The sequence below is a fragment of the Streptomyces sp. NPDC048337 genome (assembly GCF_043201175.1).
Taxonomy (GTDB): domain Bacteria; phylum Actinomycetota; class Actinomycetes; order Streptomycetales; family Streptomycetaceae; genus Streptomyces.
Genome location: NZ_JBICYR010000016.1, coordinates 1 through 18,376, shown reverse-complemented (window position 1 = coordinate 18,376; position 18,376 = coordinate 1). Strand labels below are relative to the sequence as shown.

Genomic DNA, 18,376 nt, shown 5'->3' with positions numbered 1-18,376 from the left:
TCGTGGCGGGGACATACTGGTTCCATGACCGATACGCGGACACGCCTCGCGCACACCGCACAGTTGGACGCCGGCACGCTGAAGGAGATCCGGGCCCTGCTCGACGCGGCGTTCGAAGGGGACTTCGGCGAAGAGGACTTCGAGCACGCCCTCGGCGGGATGCACGCCCTGGTCCGGGAGGGCGGGGAGCTCGTCGCGCACGGGAGCGTGGTGCAGCGGCGGGTGGTGCACCAGGGGCGGGCGCTGAGGGTCGGGTACGTGGAGGGCGTGGCCGTACGGGCCGACCTGCGGCGGCGGGGGATCGGCGGCGACGTCATGGGCGAGTTGGAAACGATCATCCGGCGGGCCTACGTGCTCGGCGCGCTGTCGGCCTCCGACCAGGGAGCCGCGCTCTACATCGGCCGCGGCTGGTCGGTGTGGCCGGGCACGATCGGGGCCCTCTCGCCGGCCGGGCCCGTGCGTCTCCCCGAGGAGGAGGGGTCGACCTACGTCTGGGCGCCGCCCGGAGGGATCCGGCTGGACCCCTCCGGGCGGCTCGACTTCGACTGGCGTGACGGGGACGTGCTCTAGCTGCCGCTGATGCTGGCCGCGCCCGTCTCGATGTGGCCCGTGTAGCGGCGCGACCAGGTGCCGTCGGAGTCGGCCAGGACCGTGAAGTCGTACCAGCCGTTGTTGTACGCCACCGCGTTGAAGTAGTCCTCGCGCGAGGAGTTCGCCGGGACCGTGTACGTCCACGGGCCGTCCGTGCGGTAGGCGTTGGAGCGGATCGTGAAGGTGACCGGCGCGGCCGAGGTGTTCGTCATCTTGAACCAGATCGCCGTCTTTCCGATGCCCGGCTCCACCGCGAAGCGGGCCGCGACCTCGATCGCCTTGCCGGCCTTCGACGCGTCGCCGATGAAGCGGCGCAGGAACCGGTTCGGGCCGTACATCGAGATGTCGTACTTGCCGGAGCCGCTGCCGAGTCCGATGTTGAAGTAGTCCGTCGAGGTGGCACCGGCGTCCACCGTGTACTGCCAGGCCGCCGTGTCCCGGTACTGGTGCGGGTGGATCGAGAAGTGCGCGGCCTGCTTGGCCTCCGCGCCCTGGTTGGTCATCGAGAACCAGGCCAGGATCTTGCCGGCCGCCCCGAACTCGAAGCGGTCCAGATTGCCGTTCACCTGGTACGGAAGGGCTCGCGCCCGGCGGGTGCCCGGCTCCTGCGCCGGGAGGGCGTTGTCCTGCGGCACCGGGTTGGGCAGCGGGCCGCAGGTCGACTGGCCGATCACCTTGGCGGTGGACGGGAGGCCGGCCGGGACCCCGTAGACCGGGTGCGCGAAGTCGAAGACGCCGGTCAGGTCGCCGACGACCTTGCGGCGCCACGCGCTGATGTTCGGGCAGGTGGCCGGGGTGCCCAGGGCGGCGGTCCAGGTCTCCATGAAGCGCAGTACCGAGGTGTGGTCGAAGACCTCGGAGCTCACCCAGCCGCCGCGCGTCCACGGGGACATGACCAGCATCGGCACGCGGAAGCCGAGGCCGATCGGGATGCCGTCGAGGTACTCGCCGGGGGTGCCGGGCGGGGCGATCGGCGGCGGGACGTGGTCGAAGAAGCCGTCGTTCTCGTCGTAGTTGAGGAAGAGGACGGTCGAGTCGAAGACCTCCGGGTTCGCGGCCAGCGCGCGGTAGACCAGGTCCACGAAGTGCGCGCCGTCGCCGGGCGGGGCGTACGGGTGCTCGGAGAAGGCCTCGTTCGCCACGACCCAGGAGACCTGCGGGAGGGTGCCCGCGACCACGTCCGCGCGGATGGCGGCGGCGATGTCGTCGGGGGTGGAGCCGGTGACCTTCGGGACGGAGCCCATGCCGCGGTCCCACAGCGGATTGCCGGGCGCCGCGTCGGTGAACTTCTTGAAGTAGGCGAGCCCGTTGTCCCCGTAGTTGTCCTGGGCGTTCTGGTAGACCTTCCAGGTCATGCCCGCGCGCTGGAGGGCCTCCGCGTACGTCTCCCAGGTCAGCCCGGACTCGTCGCCGCCGTCCTTGCTGGAGGCGTCGATCTTGCCGCTCCACAGGAAGGTGCGGTTCGGGCCGGTCGCGCTGAGCGTGGAGCAGAAGTAGGCGTCGCAGATCGTGTAGTTGTCGGCGAGCCCGTAGTGGAAGGGGATGTCGCCCCGCTCCAGGTAGCCGAGGGTGTGGGTCTTGCCGACGCCGGCGACCCAGTTGTCCATCCGGCCCTTGTTCCAGGCGGCGTGCTGCGAGGTCCAGCTGTGCGGGAGGTCGCCGGTGCACTGGGCCAGGGTCTCGCTGTCGGCGCCGCCGGCCGCCGGGGTGGCGGACAGCTTCCAGGGGTACTGGCGGCCGCCCCAGTTGGGCTGGTTGAAGGTGCCCCAGCCGCCGGGGATGTTGCCGGCGGCGCGGTCACCGAAGCCGCGGACACCCTTCAGCTTGCCGAAGTAGTGGTCGAAGCTGCGGTTCTCCTGCATCAGGATCACCACGTGCTTCACGTCGGTGATCGTGCCGGTCGCGGCGGCCGCGGCCGCCGTCGCCGGCGCGATCGCGGGCAGGGCAGCCCCCGCCATCAGCCCGGCGCCGATTCCCACGAACCCTCTGCGGCTGATCGGTGTCACTGCCTACTCGCCTCCAACTCCAGTGCCCGGCTGGCACATTGACGGCAAGAGTGGGGGCAGCGGCCGCAAAGGTCTACATCCGTGCGGTAAGAACTCGGTGAACATCCGGCTGGCCGGATTCAGCTGTCGAGACGAACGAGCATCTTGCCTAGATTGTCCCCACGGAGCATGCCGAGGAAGGCCTCCACCGTGTGATCGAATCCCTGCACAATGGTGGTGTCCGTGCCGATCCGGCCACTGCGCAGATGGGGGACGAGGAAATCCTCCAGTTCATCCTGAAGATTGGTGTGATTGCGAACCAATACCCCTTCCAGCCGCAGCGACTTGTGGACGACCTCGAAGAGGTTGCGGGGCGCGGCGGGGGAGCGGTCGTCGTGGTACATCGAGATCCCGCCGACCCAGGCGATCCGCCCGTACTCGCGCAGCACGTCGATCGCCCCCTCCAGGTGGTCCCCGCCCACGTTGTCGACGTAGACGTCGATCCCGTCGGGCGCGGCCTTCGCTAGCTGCTCGCCGACCGGACCGTCGTGGTAGTCGAAGGCCGCGTCGAAGCCGAGCACCTCGGTGAGGTGGCGGACCTTGGCGGCCGAGCCCGCGCTGCCGATGATCCGGCGGGCGCCGAGCAGCCGCGCGATGTGGCCGGTGGCCGTGCCCACCCCGCCCGCCGCGGCGGAGACGAAGAGGTCCTCGCCCTCCCGGAGGGCGGCGGTCCGGGTCAGGGCGGCGTACGCGGTCAGGCCGGTGCCGCCGAGGATCGAGAGGTAGGCCTCCAGCGGGACGTCCGCGTGGTTGCGCAGGGTCCGCGTGCCGTCCACGCCGCGGGTGACGAGGGCGTGCGTACGCCATCCCCGCCGGTGGAAGACGAGGTCGCCCTCGCGCAGGCCGGGGTCGCGGGAGGCGAGCACGCGGCCCACCGACCGGCCCTCCAGTGGGGCGCCGAGCTCGAAGCCGTCCTCGCCGCCGTCCATCATCCCGCGGTGGTACGGGTCCACCGAGAGCAGCAGGTTCTGCACGAGGGCGGTGCCGGGCCGCGGTTCCGGGACGGGGGACTCGGCGTACGTGAAGTCGGAGGCGGCGGGGAAGCCGGTCGGGCGGGCGATCTGGTGGACGGCGCAAGCGGTGTTCGTGGTCATGGCGCCGACGCTAGGAGGGAATCACCGGGCCGGGCAGGGGGTTTGGCTCATGGAAGCCGCCGCCGCATGAGCGGCGCTCATAGAACGAGGTGAGAGGCCCATGGCAGCCGGCATCGGCGGCACCAGAACCAGCACCGGAACCAGCACCGGCACCGGAAGCGCCCGCGGAAGCGGCCCGGCCGAGCTCGCTCCGCAGGAACTGCGCATCCTGGTCGCCGTCGCCGAGACCGGTGGCTTCTCGGCCGCCGCCGTCCGGCTCGGCCTCACCCAGTCGGCCGTGTCGCACTCCGTGCGCGGCAGCGAGGCGAAGCTCGGCGCGGTGCTCTTCGAACGGGGCCGCGGCGGCGCCTCGCCCACCCGGGCGGGGGAGCGGGCCGTCGCCCTCGGCCGCCGGATCCTGCGGCTGTACGAGGTCCTCGGCGCGGAGGTGCGCGGCGCGGGCCGGGGCGGCCCGGCGGCCGGCGGGGACGCCGTGGAGGGCGTGCTCCGGATCGCCGCCTTCCGCAGCGCGGCCCTGCACCTGCTGCCGCCCGCGCTGGAACGGCTCACCGCCCGCCACCCCGGGATCCGCCCCGAGGTCCGGGTGGTGCGCGAGCTCGGCGCCGGCACGGCCGGGGAGGTGGCGGCGGGCCGCGCCGACCTCGGCATCGCCACGCTGGGCGGGTCGGACGAGTTGCCTGCGGGCCTGCTGGCCGGGGTGCTCAGGGAGGAGGCGTACGCGCTGGTCCACCCCGCCGGACACCCCGACCCGAAGTCGCTGCCCCTGCTGGACTGGGACGAGAACTGCGGCTCGTACACCCGCGCGTGGTGGCGGGCCCAGGACTGGATCCCGTGCGCCACCGTCAAGGCGGAGGACGACGGCATGGTGCTGACCATGGTGGGACGCGGACTCGGGATGGCGATCCTGCCCGAGCTGTCCCTGTGCGAGGCCACCGAGGCCGTCGACATCACCGATTTGGGCCCCCTGAGGCCGGTGAGGCAGGTGGGATACGTCACCACGCCGGAATCGGCGGCAACCCTCGCCGTCAGGGCCCTGATCAGGGAACTCCGCTCCGGCAAGAGCTGAAACGGACCCCCTGGAGGAGGCCTTCCGGGGGGTTCGGCGTCTCAGATAGTAGGAAGTCCGAGTAATTGCGGAGACAGACAGCGGGGCCTGCCCTAGCTTTGTAGAAGCCGAACGTCTCGCCGATCGGGCGAATGGCGGTCGAGAGCGCGCGCCCTGGCAGGCAACCCCTGCGGCGCATCGCTCCCCGCCTCTTCCGGCGCCTTGAAGGAACCCCTCATCCGTGGCCCCGCCACGCCGTGATCTCAAGGAGTCGATCACCATGCACACCTCCTCCTCCGCCCCCGCCGCCCGCCGCGTCCGTCGCTCCTCCACCGCCGACGCCGACCGCAAGAACGCCGCAGCCGCCCTGCAGCGCGCCCTGGACCGCCGGGACAACGGCGGGTCGACCGGCCACTGAGCAAGCGCCCTTCCGAGACATATCGCGTCCAGATGGTGGACGCGATATGTCTGAGGGCTGGGACACGGAGTACGGTTCCGACATGTCGACCAGCATCAATCTCGCAGTGATCCCCGGTGATGGCATCGGCCAGGAAGTCGTGGCTCAGGGACTCAAGGTCCTTACCGCGGTCCTGCCCCAGGATGTGAAGCTGGAGACCAAGGAATACGACCTCGGCGCCAAGCGCTGGCACCGCACCGGTGAGACCCTCCCGGACGCGGAGCTCGAAGCGCTCAAGCACCACGACGCGATCCTGCTGGGCGCCATCGGCGACCCCTCCGTCCCGTCCGGTGTCCTGGAGCGCGGTCTGCTGCTGAAGCTCCGCTTCGCCTTCGACCACTACATCAACCTGCGCCCCTCGAAGCTCTTCCCCAACACGGCCACCCCGCTCGCCGGCCGCCCGGAGATCGACTTCGTCGTGGTCCGCGAGGGCACCGAAGGCCCGTACACCGGTAACGGCGGCTCGCTGCGCACCGGCACCCCCGCCGAGGTGGCCACCGAGGTCAGCCTCAACACCGCCTACGGTGTCGAGCGCGTGGTCCGTGACGCGTACGAGCGCGCCAACGCCCGCCCCCGCAAGAAGCTGACGCTGGTCCACAAGAACAACGTCCTCGTGTACGCGGGCCACATGTGGAAGAACATCTTCGACAAGGTCGGCCAGGAGTACCCCGAGGTCACCACCGACTACCTGCACGTCGACGCCGCGACGATCTTCTTCGTCACCCAGCCCGAGCGCTTCGACGTCATCGTCACGGACAACCTCTTCGGTGACATCCTCACCGACCTGGCCGCCGCCGTGACCGGCGGAATCGGCCTCGCCGCCTCCGGGAACATCAACCCGACCGGCGCCTTCCCCTCCATGTTCGAGCCCGTCCACGGCTCGGCCCCGGACATCGCGGGCACCGGCAAGGCCGACCCGACCGCGACGATCCTCTCCGTCGCCCTCCTGCTGCGCCACCTCGGCTACGAGGCCCAGGCCGTCCGCATCGAGGACGCGGTCTCCGCCGACCTGGCCGAGCGCGACGGCACCTTCCGCTCCACCGACGCGATCGGCGACGCCCTCGCCGCTCGAGTAGCCGGCTGACCCGGCAGCTCCACCTCCAGGAAGCCGCCGGGTCGCATTCCAGGACCCGGCGGCTTCTCCTGTGCGGCCCCGGGTGCCACCATCTCCCCTGGGCCGCAACACCCCGTTTCTCCGAACTGACCTCGCGCGGGATAATCGAACGCGAGGCCGCGGACTTCGGGGAAGCTCGGACGTCCTAGTAACTAGTACGCATGAGCGCGGTCCGCCATACACAACGGTGAAGGACAAGCACTCATGACGACGCCCACGATCGAGCTCAAGCCCTCCTCGAACCCGCTGTCCGACGCGGAGCGCGAGGCGATCCTGGCCAGCCCCGGCTTCGGCCGCCACTTCACCGACCACATGGTGACGATCAAGTGGACCGAGGGCCGCGGCTGGCACGACGCCGAGCTGGTCCCGTACGCGCCGCTGTCGATCGACCCGGCGAACATGACGCTGCACTACGCGCAGACGATCTTCGAGGGCCTCAAGGCCTACCGCCAGCCCGACGGCACCGTCGCCACCTTCCGCCCCGAGGCCAACGCGGAGCGCTTCCAGTCCTCCGCCCGCCGCATGGCGATGCCGGAGCTGCCGGTGGACCTGTTCATCGCCGCCTGCGACGCGCTCATCAAGCAGGACCGCGCCTGGGTCCCGGACTCCGGTGAAGCCTCCCTCTACCTGCGGCCGTTCATGTTCGCCTCCGAGGTCGGCCTCGGCGTCCGCCCGGCCAACGAGTTCCTCTTCATCGTCATCGCCTCGCCCGCCGGTGCCTACTTCCCCGGTGGCGTCAAGCCCGTCTCCGTCTGGCTCTCCGAGGAGTACGTCCGCGCCGCCAAGGGCGGCACCGGCGCCGCCAAGACCGGCGGCAACTACGCGGCCTCCCTCGTCGCCCAGGCCCAGGCGGCCTCGCACGGCTGCGACCAGGTGGTCTGGCTCGACGCCGTCGAGCACCGCTGGATCGAGGAAATGGGCGGGATGAACCTGTACTTCGTGTACGGCCAAGAGGATGGAGCACAGCGCATCGTCACCCCCGAGCTCACCGGCTCGCTCCTCCCCGGCATCACCCGCGACTCCCTCCTCACCATCGCCCGTGACCTCGGCTACACCGCCGAGGAGGGCCGCATCACCACCGAGGACTGGCAGCGCGACAACGCGAACGGCACCCTCACCGAGGTCTTCGCCTGCGGCACCGCCGCCGTCATCACCCCGGTCGGCTCGGTCAAGTCCGAGCGCGCCGACTGGATCCAGGGCGACGGCGAGCCCGGCCCGGTCACCATGCGCCTGCGCAAGGCTCTCCTGGAGCTCCAGACCGGCCACGCCGCCGACCACCACGGCTGGATGCACCCGCTGGGCTGAGCCCGGAGGCGACCGAGAGGCGACCGATCGGTACGGGCCTAATCTGGAGAGGGGTCCCGTACCGAGGTGGTGTGCGATGTCCGAGGCAAGCAACTACTGGGCTTCCGGCAACTGGAAGGTCTCCGAGGGCAAGGAAGACGAGTTCGTCGACCGTTGGACGGCCTTCCTGACCTGGACCAAGGAAGCGAACGAGGGCTTCCTCTTCGCCCGCTTGATCCGTGACCTGGGAAACCCGGGCCACTACGTGTCCTTCGCCTCCTGGCACGACGTGGAGGCGATGAAGGCCTGGCAGGACAAGCCCGAGTTCGCCGAGTACTTCGGCGGCTGCCGCGCGCTGTGCGAGGACATGCAGGGCGGCGGCTTCTCGCTGGCGCGAGCGGTCGACGCCTGAGGCCCGCCCGTACGTACGAAGGCCCGCACCCCGGAGATCCGGGGCGCGGGCCTTCCGCGTGTACGGGGCGACTCAGGCGGCCGCGGTCACCGGCTCCGGCTCCTCGGCGGGAACGGTCGCCGGGGCGGTGCGGGCGGTCAGCGCGAGGTAGACCAGCCCGCCGGACAGGCCGGAGAGGATGAAGGAGCAGTCCACGCCGCCGGTGAGGGCGAGCAGCGGGCCCTCGTAGAAGGGGGTGGTCACGGCGAGGACGCCGACGCCGGCGCCGACGGCCCAGGAGACGGTGGCGGCCGGGTTCCAGCCGCGACGGTACCAGTAGATCCCGCCCACCGAGCGGCGGTTGAAGACCTGGAGGGCGTCGGCGTCGTACTGCCCGCGGCAGCGCACGTAGCCGATGAGGGTGATCACGGCCCAGGGCGTGCCGATCGCGGTCAGCAGCAGGACGAAGGAGGTCATCGCGGACTGCACGTCCCACTCGAAGGAGCCGAAGAAGACGAACGCGGTGGCGACGACGGCGGCGATCACGGTGGCCTTCGTGCGGGTGGCCTTGGGCACGATGGCGTCCAGGTCGAGGCCCATGGAGTAGAGCATCAGCCCGGCGTTGCCCACCGAGCCGGCCGCGGCGGCGGCGAGCAGCGGGATCAGGTACCAGAACGGCGCGGCCTCCACGAGTGGCCCGGCGTAGTCGGCTCCGGCCTTGGCGGCGAGGGCGGTGTAGGTACCGAAGAGCTGCGGTATCAGCAGGCCGATCAGCAGGCCCAGGCCGGTGGCCCAGAACACCTTGCGGGAGCTGTGCCTGCTGGGGGAGATGTAGCGGGTGTAGTCGCCGAGCAGGGTGATGAAGGCGACGGGACCGCTGAGGCCGGCGGCGACGGCCGCGAGCAGCCAGGTCGGCCAGAAGGAGCCGAGGAGGAGGGGGGTCTCCGGCGGCGCGGCGGTGGTGAAGTCCGGGGCGTAGGCGAAGAAGCCCACGGCCAGCAGGATCACCATGCCGATGGAGAGGACCTTGCTCATGCGCAGCAGCAGTCGGTAGCCGAAGACGGCCCCGACGACGGTACACGCGGCGAGTACGCCGTACATCGCCGCCCGCGAGACGCCCGTGTCCGGGAGCCCGGTCAGCCGGGAGAGGGTGCCCACCATCACGTCGCCGCCGATCCACAGCGTGAGCGCGGTGTAGCCGAGCGCGAGCAGCAGCCCCACGATCGAGCCGACCAGCCGTCCGCGCACGCCGAACTGGGCGCCGCTGGAGGTGGACAGATTGGTGGCGGTCCTGAGGGAGACCAGCGCCAGCGGCGCGGTGAAGGCGATGCCGACCAGGGTGCCGGTCACGATGGCGGTGACCGAGGGCCACAGGCCCAGCCCGAAGGACGGGGGCAGCCAGCCGAAGACGATCACGCCGAGGCAGAGATTGGAGCCGAGCAGGATCGAGATCAGGTCACGGGGACCGCTCGTTCGCTCCTCTTCCGGGATGGTGTCGACTCCGCGCTGTTCGATGGGCATGGGGGGACTCCCTTGGCAGGGCGGGGATGGTTGCGCATTAATTTGAGCGACACTCAATGTGACTCACGCCCTGCCCGCAGGTCAATCATTCCCAGCAAGGAAATGAAGAGTTAGAGTGATGCTCTAACCCATCGAGTCAAAAGGTGGTGGATCGCCGTGCGGCTGACCCCTACGGAGCGCGACCGGCTGCTGCTCCGCAGCGCAGCGGAACTGGCCAGGGCCCGTCGGGCCCGGGGCCTCAAGCTCAACGTCCCGGAGGCCACCGCGCTGATCGCGGACACGGTCTGCGAGGCGGCGCGCGACGGCAAGCGGCTGGCGGAGGCCATCGAGGAGGCCCGTAGCGTGCTGGGCCCCGACGACGTCCTGCCCGGCGTCGCCGACGTCGTCACCGAGGTGCACGTGGAGGCCGTCTTCGACGACGGATCCCGTCTCGCGGTGGTCTCCGCGCCCATCCAGGGCGCGGCCTCCCTCGGCGACGACGCCCCCGGCGCGGTCGTCCCCGGCCCCGGCGCCCCCCAGCCGGAGCCCGTGCTCCACCTGCGCGTGCGCAACACGGCCTCCGTGCCGGTGAGCGTGACCTCGCACTTCCACTTCTTCGAGGCCAACCCCCGCCTCGACTTCGACCGCGCCGCGGCCTACGGCATGCGGCTGTGCGTGCCGGCCGGCTCGTCCGTACGGTTCGACCCCCACGGCGAGGGCGAGGTCGGGCTGGTCCCGATCGGCGGCGACCGGATCGCCGTCGGCTTCGCCGGGCTGGTGGACGGACCCCTCGACGCCCCCGGCGCCAAGGAAGAGGCCCTGCGCAGGGCCGCCGCCTGCGACTACCTCGGCGTACGTGAAATCGGCAGCGAAGGAGCACGGGCATGAGCCGCCAGACCCCCCACAGCGACCACTGTGCGCCGGGCAGCCGGCACATCGACCCGCACGAGTACGCCTCCGTCTTCGGCCCCCGCGCCGGGGACCGGGTCCGGCTCGGCGATTCCGGGCTGACGGTCCGGGTGGAGTCCGACGCGCAGAAGCCGGGCGACGAGTTCCTGGCCGGTTTCGGCAAGACCGCGCGTGACGGCCTGCACCTGAAGGCCGCGGCGGTGCGCGAGACGTGCGACGTCGTCATCAGCAACGTGCTGGTCATCGACGCCGTCCTGGGCATCCGCAAGGTGTCCATCGGCATCCGCGAGGGCCGTATCCACGCGATCGGCCGGGCCGGCAACCCCGACACCCTCGACGGGGTCGACGTGGTGGTCGGCACGGGCACGAGCATCGTCTCCGGCGAGGGCCTGATCGCCACCGCCGGCGCCGTCGACACCCACGTGCACCTGCTGTCCCCGCGCATCATGGAGGCCTCGCTCGCCGCGGGCGTCACCACGGTCATCGGCCAGGAGTTCGGCCCGGTCTGGGGCGTCGGCGTCAACTCCCCGTGGGCCCTGAAGCACGCCTTCAACGCCTTCGACGCCTGGCCGGTCAACATCGGCTTCCTGGCCCGCGGCTCCTCCTCGGACGCCGCCCCCCTCGTCGAGGCCCTGGCCGAAGGCGGCGCCTCCGGCTTCAAGGTCCACGAGGACATGGGCGCGCACACGCGTGCCCTGGACACCGCCCTGCGGGTGGCCGAGGAGCACGACGTACAGGTCGCGCTGCACAGCGACGGCCTCAACGAGTGCCTCTCGGTCGAGGACACCCTGCGTGTCCTGGAGGGCCGTACGATCCACGCCTTCCACATCGAGGGCTGCGGCGGCGGGCACGTCCCCAACGTGCTGAAGATGGCGGGCGTGCCGAACGTCATCGGCTCCTCCACCAACCCCACCCTGCCCTTCGGCCGGGACGCGGTCGCCGAGCACTACGGCATGATCGTCTCCGTCCACGATCTCAAGCCGGACCTCCCGGGCGACGCCGCCATGGCCCGCGACCGGATCCGGGCCGGGACGATGGGGGCCGAGGACGTCCTGCACGACCTGGGCGCCATCGGCATCACCTCCTCCGACGCCCAGGGCATGGGCCGCGCGGGCGAGACCATCCGCCGCACCTTCGCCATGGCGGCGAAGATGAAGGGCGAGCTGGGCCCGCTGGCCGGCGACGGCGAGGGCGACGACAACGCCCGCGTCCTGCGCTACATGGCCAAGCTGACCATCAACCCCGCCATCGCCCACGGCCTGGCCCACGAGATCGGCTCCATCGAGGTCGGCAAGCTCGCCGACATCGTGCTCTGGCGCCCCCAGTTCTTCGGCGCGAAGCCCCAGCTGGTCCTCAAGTCCGGCTTCCCGGCCTACGGAGTCACCGGCGACCCCAACGCCGCCACCGACACCTGCGAACCGCTCGTCCTGGGCCCGCAGTTCGGCTCGTACGGCGCCACGGCCGCCGACATCTCCGTGGCCTTCGTCTCGGCCGCCGCGGCGGCCCTCGGCAGCGACGAGATGCCGACCCGCCGGCGCCGGGTGGCCGTCCGCGGCACCCGCGGCATCGGCCCCAAGGACATGCTCCTCAACTCCCGGGTGGGCGCGGTCGATGTCGACGCGCGCAGCGGCCTCGTCTCCCTCGACGGGGAACCGCTGCGCTCCGAAGCCGCCGAGTCGGTCTCCCTCAACCGCCTGTACTTCCTGTAAGGACCTCCTGCCATGACTGCACAGCCCGTGAACGCCGGATTCCGGATGCCCGCCGAGTGGACCCCCCACGAGCGCACCTGGATGGCCTGGCCCAGCCCCAACCCGACCTTCACCAACGAGCAGGAGCTCGCCGAGGCCCGCCAGGCCTGGGGCGCCGTCGCCCGCGCGGTGCGCACGTACGAGCCCGTGACCCTCGTGGTCTCGCCCGGTGACGCCGAGAGCGCCCGCGCCATCGTCGGCGACGACATCCAGCTGGTCGAGCGGGAGCTCGACGACGCCTGGATGCGGGACATCGGCCCGACCTTCGTCACCAACGACGCCGGCGAGCTGGCGGCCGTCGACTGGACCTTCAACGGCTGGGGCGCCCAGGAGTGGGCCCGCTGGGACCACGACTCGAAGATCGCCCGCCACATCTCCGACGTGGTCGGCACCCGTACGTACAGCACCCCGCTGGTCAACGAGGGCGGCGCGATCCACGTCGACGGCGAGGGCACCGTGCTCCTCACCGATACCGTGCAGCTGGGCAAGGGCCGCAACCCCGACTGGACCCGCGAGCAGGTGGAGGCCGAGATCCACGCCCACCTGGGCACCACCAAGGCCATCTGGCTCCCGTACGGCCTCGCCGGCGACTACGGCACCTACGGCACCCAGGGCCACGTCGACATCGTCGCCGCCTTCGCCCGTCCGGGCGTGGTCATGGTCCACACCCAGCCCGACCCGGCCCACCCGGATCACGAGCGCTGCAAGACCATCGCGGCCATCCTGCGCGCGTCCACCGACGCCCAGGGCCGGCAGCTGCAGGTCGTCGAGATCCCCGCGCCGACCGTGCTGGAGGAGGACGGAGAGTGGGTCGACTACTCGTACATCAACCACTACCTGTGCAACGGCGGCGTGGTGCTGTGCTCCTTCGACGACCCGCGCGACGAGGAGGCCGCCGAGATCTTCCGCGGACTGTTCCCGGAGCGGACCGTGACGCTCGTTGACGCACGTACGATTTTCGCCGGGGGTGGCGGTATCCACTGCATCACCCAGCAGCAGCCGAAGGTCTGACCTTCGGCATTCGGACAAGGAGTGGGCCCATGGCGGCGGGTGGAGTACCGGTACGGGCGGCGCGCAAGAACGCGCCCCCGCGCGAGGACGTACTCGCCGCCGCCATGGCCACGATCGCCGAGCGGGGCCTGGAAGGCCTGACCATGGCCGGTCTGGGCCGCGAGGTCGGCATGAGCAGCGGCCACCTCCTCTACTACTTCCGCAGCAAGGACGAGCTCCTGCTGCAGACCCTGGAGTGGAGCGAGGCGGCGCTGGGCGACCGGCGCCGGGCCCTGCTGTCCCGGCGCGCCCCGGCGCGCGAGCGGCTCCGGGAGTACGTGGACCTGTACGTGCCCGAGTACGCCCGGGACCCGCACTGGACCCTGTGGCTGGAGGTCTGGAACCGCTCCCAGAACGCCGGACCGGAGGAACGGGACCGGCAGGCGGCCATCGAGGGCGCCTGGCACCGGGACCTGGTGGCCCTGCTCGCCGAGGGCATCTCGCGCGGGGAGTTCCGCCCGGTCGACGCCGACCGCTTCGCGGCCCGCACCAGGGCCCTGCTCGACGGCTTCAGCATCCAGCTGGCCGTGGGTCTGCCGACGCTGGACCGCGAGGAAATCCTGAACCACGTCCGCGAGTACCTCACGGAAGGCCTCGGGTCCGGCCCCGCCGAATCCAGCCCCGCCGGCGTTTGAGGCGCGGGGGTCCGGGGGCAGCGCCCCCGGCAACGGCGCCGCACCCGAACCACACCCGCCACCGGTCCGCATCGTGAGATCCGCGTCCACCCGCGGCGAGCGGTATGGCACACTGCGAGCGTGCCTGCTCAGCTCATGATTATCGCCAGCAGCGCGCCGGTCCTCAGTGACCGCTGAACCGTGGAAGACCTTCGCGGGAAGCGGCCACCGTGCCCCAGACCCGCGCGCAAACCTCTCGCACCCGCGAGAGGTTTTTTCGTTTCCCGGCCTCATCCTGCCGGGCCGTGAACGCGCGCGATGATGGGGGCAGTGGATCCCGGGATTCCGGAACCACTCATCCGACAGGAGTCAGATCAGCATGACGACGACACCAGAGGCGGCAGCAGCGGTCCTCGACGACAGCTTCCACGTCTTCGACACCACCCTGCGCGACGGCGCCCAGCGCGAGGGCATCAACCTCACGGTCGCCGACAAGCTGACGATCGCCCGGCACCTGGACGACTTCGGGGTCGGCTTCATCGAGGGCGGCTGGCCCGGCGCCAACCCCCGCGACACCGAGTTCTTCGCCCGCGCCCGTGCCGAGATCGACTTCAAGCACGCCCGGCTGGTCGCCTTCGGCGCGACCCGGCGGGCGGGCGGCTCGGCCGCCGAGGACCCGCAGGTGCGGGCCCTGCTGGAGTCCGGCGCCCCGGTGATCACGCTCGTGGCCAAGTCCCACGACCGGCACGTCGAGCTGGCTCTGCGCACCACGCTGGACGAGAACCTGGAGATGGTCCGGGACACCGTCTCCTACCTGGTCGCACAGGGCCGCCGCGTCTTCGTCGACTGCGAGCACTTCTTCGACGGCTACCGCGCCAACGCCGAGTACGCGAAGTCCGTCGTACGCACCGCGCACGAGGCCGGCGCCGACGTCGTCATCCTCTGCGACACGAACGGCGGCATGCTGCCCGCGCAGATCACGGCGACCGTCGCCACCGTCCTCGCGGACACCGGCGCCCGCCTGGGCATCCACGCCCAGGACGACACCGGCTGCGCCGTCGCCAACACCCTGGCCGCCGTCGACGCCGGCGCCACCCACGTCCAGTGCACCGCCAACGGCTACGGCGAGCGGGTCGGCAACGCCAACCTCTTCCCCGTCGTCGCCGCGCTGGAGATCAAGTACGGCCGCAAGGTGCTCCCCGAGGGCGCGCTGGCCGAGATGACCCGGATCTCGCACGCCATCGCCGAGGTCGTCAACCTCACCCCCTCCACGCATCAGCCGTACGTGGGTGTCTCCGCCTTCGCGCACAAGGCCGGCCTGCACGCCTCGGCCATCAAGGTCGACCCCGACCTCTACCAGCACATCGACCCCGAGCGGGTCGGCAACACCATGCGGATGCTCGTCTCCGACATGGCCGGCCGCGCCTCCATCGAGCTCAAGGGCAAGGAGCTCGGCGTCGACCTCGGCGGGGACCGCGCGCTGATCTCCCGGGTCGTGGAGCGGGTCAAGGAGCGCGAGCTCCAGGGCTACACGTACGAGGCGGCCGACGCCTCCTTCGAGCTGCTCCTGCGTGCCGAGGCCGAGGGCCGGGCCCGCAAGTACTTCCGCATCGAGTCCTGGCGCGCGATCGTCGAGGACCGCCCTGACGGCACCCACGCCAACGAGGCCACGGTGAAGCTGTGGGCCAAGGGCGAGCGGATCGTCGCGACGGCGGAGGGCAACGGCCCGGTCAACGCCCTGGACCGCGCCCTGCGGGTCGCGCTCGAACGCTTCTACCCCCAGCTGGCCAAGTTCGAGCTGGTCGACTACAAGGTCCGCATCCTGGAGGGCAAGCACGGCACGGAGTCCACGACCCGCGTGCTGGTCGCCACCACGGACGGCGTCCGCGAGTGGTCCACGGTGGGCGTGGCCCCGAACGTGATCGCCGCGTCCTGGCAGGCCCTGGAGGACGCCTTCACCTACGGCCTCCTCCACGCGGGCGTCGAACCGGCCGAGTAACAGCCCTCCGCCGCTCCGGACCCCGCCGGGCCTCCGTCCCGGCGGGGTCCGACGCCGTTCGGGGATGGCCTTATGTCCAGCTCACACAGGAAAATCCCGGTTCGGGTAGCGTCATGGGTATGAGGACCAGGCTTATATCCGTACGTCTTGGATCGGTGCTCTCCGGTCTGCTGCTGGCCCTGTCCGCGACCGCACTCGTGGTCGCCCCGCAGGCGTCCGCCGCCACCGGGGTCGCCGCCGTGGGGGAGGCCCTCAAGAAGGGCCCGGTGTATGTCGATCCCCGCGCCGAGGCGCAGCTGCCCAAGGCGGAGGCGGACGCGCTCGCGCAGAAGATCAAGGACGCCGGGAAGCCGGTGTTCGTCGCCGTGCTGCCCGCCACGGCCGAGTTCCCCCAGGACAAGGTGCTCGGCGCCGTCCGGGCCGAGACCGGGATCACCGGGCTCTACGCGATCCGGCTCGGCGACGGATTCAACGCGGGCGCCGACAAGGCCGTCATGCCGCAGAACGCCGTACGCAACCTCACCGAGGCCGTGAAGACCGGCACCCCGGTGGACGCGAGCACCCAGCTCAACAACTTCGTCGACCAGGCACTGAGCCAGGCCAAGGGCAGCGCCCCGGCCTCCTGGGGCAGCACCGGCGCCGACGGGGGCGCCCCGGTCGGCGGGCTGATCACCCTCGGTGCGGTGGCCGCGATCGGCGGCGGCGGAGCCTACGCGCTGGTCCGCCGCAACCGGAAGAAGAAGGAAGAGGCCCGGCGCGAGGCCATCGAGCGCCTCAGCGTCGTCGTCGACGAGGACATCACGGCCTTCGGCGAGGAACTGGACCGGCTGGACTTCCACCCCGGCGAGCCCGGCGCCGACGACGCGATGCGCAAGGACTACGAGCAGGGCCTCGACTCCTACGAGAAGGCCAAGCAGATCATGGCCTCGGTCGAGCGCCCCGAAGAGGTCCGGGGCGTGACCCAGGCATTGGAGGACGGCCGCTACGCCCTGGCCTGCCTCGACGCGCGCCGGCAGGGCCGTCCCGTGCCCGAGCGCCGGCTGCCCTGCTTCTTCGACCCGCGCCACGGGCCGAGCACCGAGGACACCGACTGGGCCCCGGCGGGCGGCGCGGCGCGCACCGTGCCCGTCTGCACCGCGGACGCCGTACGGCTGCGCGACGGCCAGGACCCGGCGGTCCGTACGGTCGACACCGAGCGCGGACCGCGCCCCTACTACGACGCCGGCCCGGCGTACGGTCCCTGGGCCGGCGGCTACTTCGGCGGCGGCATCCTGCCCGGCCTGCTCATGGGCACGATGCTCGGCTCGATGATGTCGAGCCCCGCCTACGCCTCGGACTTCGGCGGCGGCGACTACGGCTCCGGCTTCGAGGGCGGGGACGTCTCCGGGGCCGACTTCAACCCGTCCGACTTCGGCGGCGGGGATTTCGGCGGCGGATTCGACGGAGGCGGCGGCTTCGACGGCGGGGGCGGCTGGTAGCCGCCCCCGGTCACCCGGGTCGAGCGCCCCGTCAGGCCTGCTTGACGGCGGAGATGTCGAAGGTCAGCTTCACCTTGTCGCTGACCATCACCCCGCCGGCCTCCAGGGCGGCGTTCCAGGTCAGGCCCCAGTCGGAGCGCAGGATCTCGGCGGAGCCCTCGAAGCCCACGCGCTCGCTGCCGTAGACGTCGGTGGCGGAGCCGTTGAACTCCAGGTCGATGGAGAGCGGGCGCGTGACGTCCTTGATCGTCAGCTCGCCGGTGATGCGGTAGGTGTCCCCGCCTACCCGGCTCGCCTCGGTGGAGCGGAAGGTCATCAGGGGGAAGGCCTCGGCGTCGAAGAAGTCCGCGCTTCGCAGGTGGCCGTCGCGGTCGGCGATGCCGGTGTCGACGGAGGCGATCTTCACGTCGATGGAGGCGGTGGAACGGGAGGGGTCGGCGCCGTCCAGGTACAGGGCGCCCTCGTGCTCGGCGAAGCTGCCGCGGACGTTGGTGACCATGGCGTGGCGGACGGTGAAGCCGATGCTGCTGTGGGCGGCGTCGATGACGTAGTCGCCAGTGAGGGCGGCCAGGGCCGGGTCCACTTCGAGCGTGGAGACGGCGGCGGTGGCGCCTTCCTGGAGACGCGCGGTCTGCGTGGTCTGGCTGCGGCGGGTGAAGAGACCCATGACTTGCTCCTCGGTAACGATTCTGTTGAATCTTTAACAATGTCAACGAGAACGACGCTAGACCCATTCCGTTCAAATTTCAACATCTTGGCATCGTGTCCCCCCGATTTGTGGAAGCACCACAAAGGACGAAGGCCCCGTATGGCGGAGTCCGCGCAACCCTCGGCGGCACTGTGCGGGCCGGACAGCTGATGACACCGGAGACTGTGCGGAATGAACGGAGGTTTTTCATCGCCCACTTCGTAAGGTCGGTACATGACCGTTGTGGACCAGACCCCGAGCGAGCCCACGGATGCCCGTGGGCGCGTGGCCGAGCTGCACTCGCTGCGTGAGCAGGCGCGGCGCGGCCCGAGTGACCGTGCGACCGAGGCCCAGCATGCGAAGGGCAAG

16 protein-coding genes are annotated in these 18,376 nt (G+C 71.1%); 12 read left to right on the top strand and 4 right to left on the bottom strand.

Annotated elements, in window-relative coordinates; translation table 11 throughout:
• The first annotated feature begins 24 nt into the window (after nt 1–24).
• Nucleotides 25–570: a GNAT family N-acetyltransferase gene (locus tag ACGFYU_RS24140; RefSeq protein ID WP_393829395.1), complete on the top strand. Its 546-nt coding sequence runs from the start codon at nt 25–27 to the stop codon at nt 568–570.
• Here ACGFYU_RS24140 and ACGFYU_RS24135 read toward each other — a convergent pair.
• Together ACGFYU_RS24135 and ACGFYU_RS24130 are read right to left on the bottom strand one after the other, a co-directional pair.
• A complete protein-coding gene (locus tag ACGFYU_RS24135; protein WP_393829394.1) occupies nt 567–2,597 on the bottom strand; it encodes a phosphocholine-specific phospholipase C in 2,031 nt (676 codons plus the stop codon). The two genes, ACGFYU_RS24140 and ACGFYU_RS24135, sit on opposite strands and share 4 nt — an antisense overlap.
• Nucleotides 2,598–2,716: 119 nt before the next feature.
• Nucleotides 2,717–3,730 (bottom strand): NADP-dependent oxidoreductase, encoded by a 1,014-nt coding sequence (locus ACGFYU_RS24130; protein WP_393829393.1) that lies wholly within the window; start codon nt 3,728–3,730, stop codon nt 2,717–2,719.
• Nucleotides 3,731–3,830: 100 nt separating this feature from the next.
• Between ACGFYU_RS24130 and ACGFYU_RS24125 the strand changes: the two genes are divergently transcribed.
• The 5 genes from ACGFYU_RS24125 to ACGFYU_RS24105 all read left to right on the top strand — a co-directional run bounded on the left by ACGFYU_RS24125 (nt 3,831) and on the right by ACGFYU_RS24105 (nt 8,042).
• Nucleotides 3,831–4,796 (top strand): LysR family transcriptional regulator, encoded by a 966-nt coding sequence (locus tag ACGFYU_RS24125; RefSeq protein WP_393829392.1) that lies wholly within the window; start codon nt 3,831–3,833, stop codon nt 4,794–4,796.
• Between the two features lie 220 nt (nt 4,797–5,016).
• Nucleotides 5,017–5,193 carry a hypothetical protein gene (locus ACGFYU_RS24120; RefSeq protein WP_393829537.1) on the top strand — a complete coding sequence of 59 codons (177 nt, stop codon included), beginning with the start codon at nt 5,017–5,019 and terminating at the stop codon, nt 5,191–5,193.
• Nucleotides 5,194–5,275: 82 nt separating this feature from the next.
• Nucleotides 5,276–6,316 (top strand): 3-isopropylmalate dehydrogenase, encoded by a 1,041-nt coding sequence (locus ACGFYU_RS24115; RefSeq protein ID WP_393829391.1) that lies wholly within the window; start codon nt 5,276–5,278, stop codon nt 6,314–6,316.
• 234 nt (nt 6,317–6,550) lie between these two features.
• Nucleotides 6,551–7,651: a branched-chain amino acid aminotransferase gene (locus ACGFYU_RS24110; protein ID WP_393829390.1), complete on the top strand. Its 1,101-nt coding sequence runs from the start codon at nt 6,551–6,553 to the stop codon at nt 7,649–7,651.
• Nucleotides 7,652–7,727: 76 nt separating this feature from the next.
• Nucleotides 7,728–8,042 carry an antibiotic biosynthesis monooxygenase family protein gene (locus ACGFYU_RS24105; RefSeq protein ID WP_393829389.1) on the top strand — a complete coding sequence of 105 codons (315 nt, stop codon included), beginning with the start codon at nt 7,728–7,730 and terminating at the stop codon, nt 8,040–8,042.
• A 72-nt stretch (nt 8,043–8,114) separates the two neighbouring features.
• Here the strand turns inward: ACGFYU_RS24105 and ACGFYU_RS24100 are convergent, their stop codons facing one another.
• Entirely contained in the window at nt 8,115–9,542 is a 1,428-nt protein-coding gene (locus ACGFYU_RS24100; protein WP_393829388.1) for a cytosine permease, read from the bottom strand.
• 156 nt (nt 9,543–9,698) lie between these two features.
• Between ACGFYU_RS24100 and ureA the strand changes: the two genes are divergently transcribed.
• From ureA to ACGFYU_RS24070, 6 genes are all read left to right on the top strand, one after another.
• Nucleotides 9,699–10,409 (top strand): urease subunit gamma, encoded by a 711-nt coding sequence (gene ureA / locus ACGFYU_RS24095; RefSeq protein WP_393829387.1) that lies wholly within the window; start codon nt 9,699–9,701, stop codon nt 10,407–10,409.
• Nucleotides 10,406–12,139 (top strand): urease subunit alpha, encoded by a 1,734-nt coding sequence (locus ACGFYU_RS24090; protein WP_393829386.1) that lies wholly within the window; start codon nt 10,406–10,408, stop codon nt 12,137–12,139. Before ureA ends, ACGFYU_RS24090 begins: the two co-directional genes overlap by 4 nt.
• Before the next feature lie 12 nt (nt 12,140–12,151).
• Complete coding sequence (locus ACGFYU_RS24085) at nt 12,152–13,189, top strand: agmatine/peptidylarginine deiminase (protein WP_393829385.1); 1,038 nt, start codon at nt 12,152–12,154, stop codon at nt 13,187–13,189.
• Between the two features lie 29 nt (nt 13,190–13,218).
• A complete protein-coding gene (locus ACGFYU_RS24080; RefSeq protein WP_393829384.1) occupies nt 13,219–13,863 on the top strand; it encodes a TetR/AcrR family transcriptional regulator in 645 nt (214 codons plus the stop codon).
• Nucleotides 13,864–14,221: 358 nt separating this feature from the next.
• Nucleotides 14,222–15,841, top strand: a complete 1,620-nt coding sequence (gene cimA / locus ACGFYU_RS24075) for a citramalate synthase (RefSeq protein ID WP_393829383.1) — start codon at nt 14,222–14,224, stop codon at nt 15,839–15,841.
• Between the two features lie 119 nt (nt 15,842–15,960).
• Complete coding sequence (locus ACGFYU_RS24070; protein ID WP_393829382.1) at nt 15,961–17,319, top strand: hypothetical protein; 1,359 nt, start codon at nt 15,961–15,963, stop codon at nt 17,317–17,319.
• 31 nt (nt 17,320–17,350) lie between these two features.
• Here ACGFYU_RS24070 and ACGFYU_RS24065 read toward each other — a convergent pair whose 3' ends face one another.
• Nucleotides 17,351–17,986 carry a YceI family protein gene (locus ACGFYU_RS24065; RefSeq protein ID WP_393829381.1) on the bottom strand — a complete coding sequence of 212 codons (636 nt, stop codon included), beginning with the start codon at nt 17,984–17,986 and terminating at the stop codon, nt 17,351–17,353.
• Between the last annotated feature and the right edge of the window lie 390 nt (nt 17,987–18,376).

Coding starts and splice junctions, on each gene's coding strand:
- ACGFYU_RS24140 (WP_393829395.1), top strand. CDS start 25: ATGACCGATACGCGGACACGCCTCGCGCACACCGCACAGTTGGACGCC.
- ACGFYU_RS24130 (WP_393829393.1), bottom strand. CDS start 3,730: ATGACCACGAACACCGCTTGCGCCGTCCACCAGATCGCCCGCCCGACC.
- ACGFYU_RS24125 (WP_393829392.1), top strand. CDS start 3,831: ATGGCAGCCGGCATCGGCGGCACCAGAACCAGCACCGGAACCAGCACC.
- ACGFYU_RS24115 (WP_393829391.1), top strand. CDS start 5,276: ATGTCGACCAGCATCAATCTCGCAGTGATCCCCGGTGATGGCATCGGC.
- ACGFYU_RS24110 (WP_393829390.1), top strand. CDS start 6,551: ATGACGACGCCCACGATCGAGCTCAAGCCCTCCTCGAACCCGCTGTCC.
- ACGFYU_RS24105 (WP_393829389.1), top strand. CDS start 7,728: ATGTCCGAGGCAAGCAACTACTGGGCTTCCGGCAACTGGAAGGTCTCC.
- ACGFYU_RS24100 (WP_393829388.1), bottom strand. CDS start 9,542: ATGCCCATCGAACAGCGCGGAGTCGACACCATCCCGGAAGAGGAGCGA.
- ACGFYU_RS24090 (WP_393829386.1), top strand. CDS start 10,406: ATGAGCCGCCAGACCCCCCACAGCGACCACTGTGCGCCGGGCAGCCGG.
- ACGFYU_RS24085 (WP_393829385.1), top strand. CDS start 12,152: ATGACTGCACAGCCCGTGAACGCCGGATTCCGGATGCCCGCCGAGTGG.
- ACGFYU_RS24080 (WP_393829384.1), top strand. CDS start 13,219: ATGGCGGCGGGTGGAGTACCGGTACGGGCGGCGCGCAAGAACGCGCCC.
- cimA (WP_393829383.1), top strand. CDS start 14,222: ATGACGACGACACCAGAGGCGGCAGCAGCGGTCCTCGACGACAGCTTC.
- ACGFYU_RS24070 (WP_393829382.1), top strand. CDS start 15,961: ATGAGGACCAGGCTTATATCCGTACGTCTTGGATCGGTGCTCTCCGGT.
- ACGFYU_RS24065 (WP_393829381.1), bottom strand. CDS start 17,986: ATGGGTCTCTTCACCCGCCGCAGCCAGACCACGCAGACCGCGCGTCTC.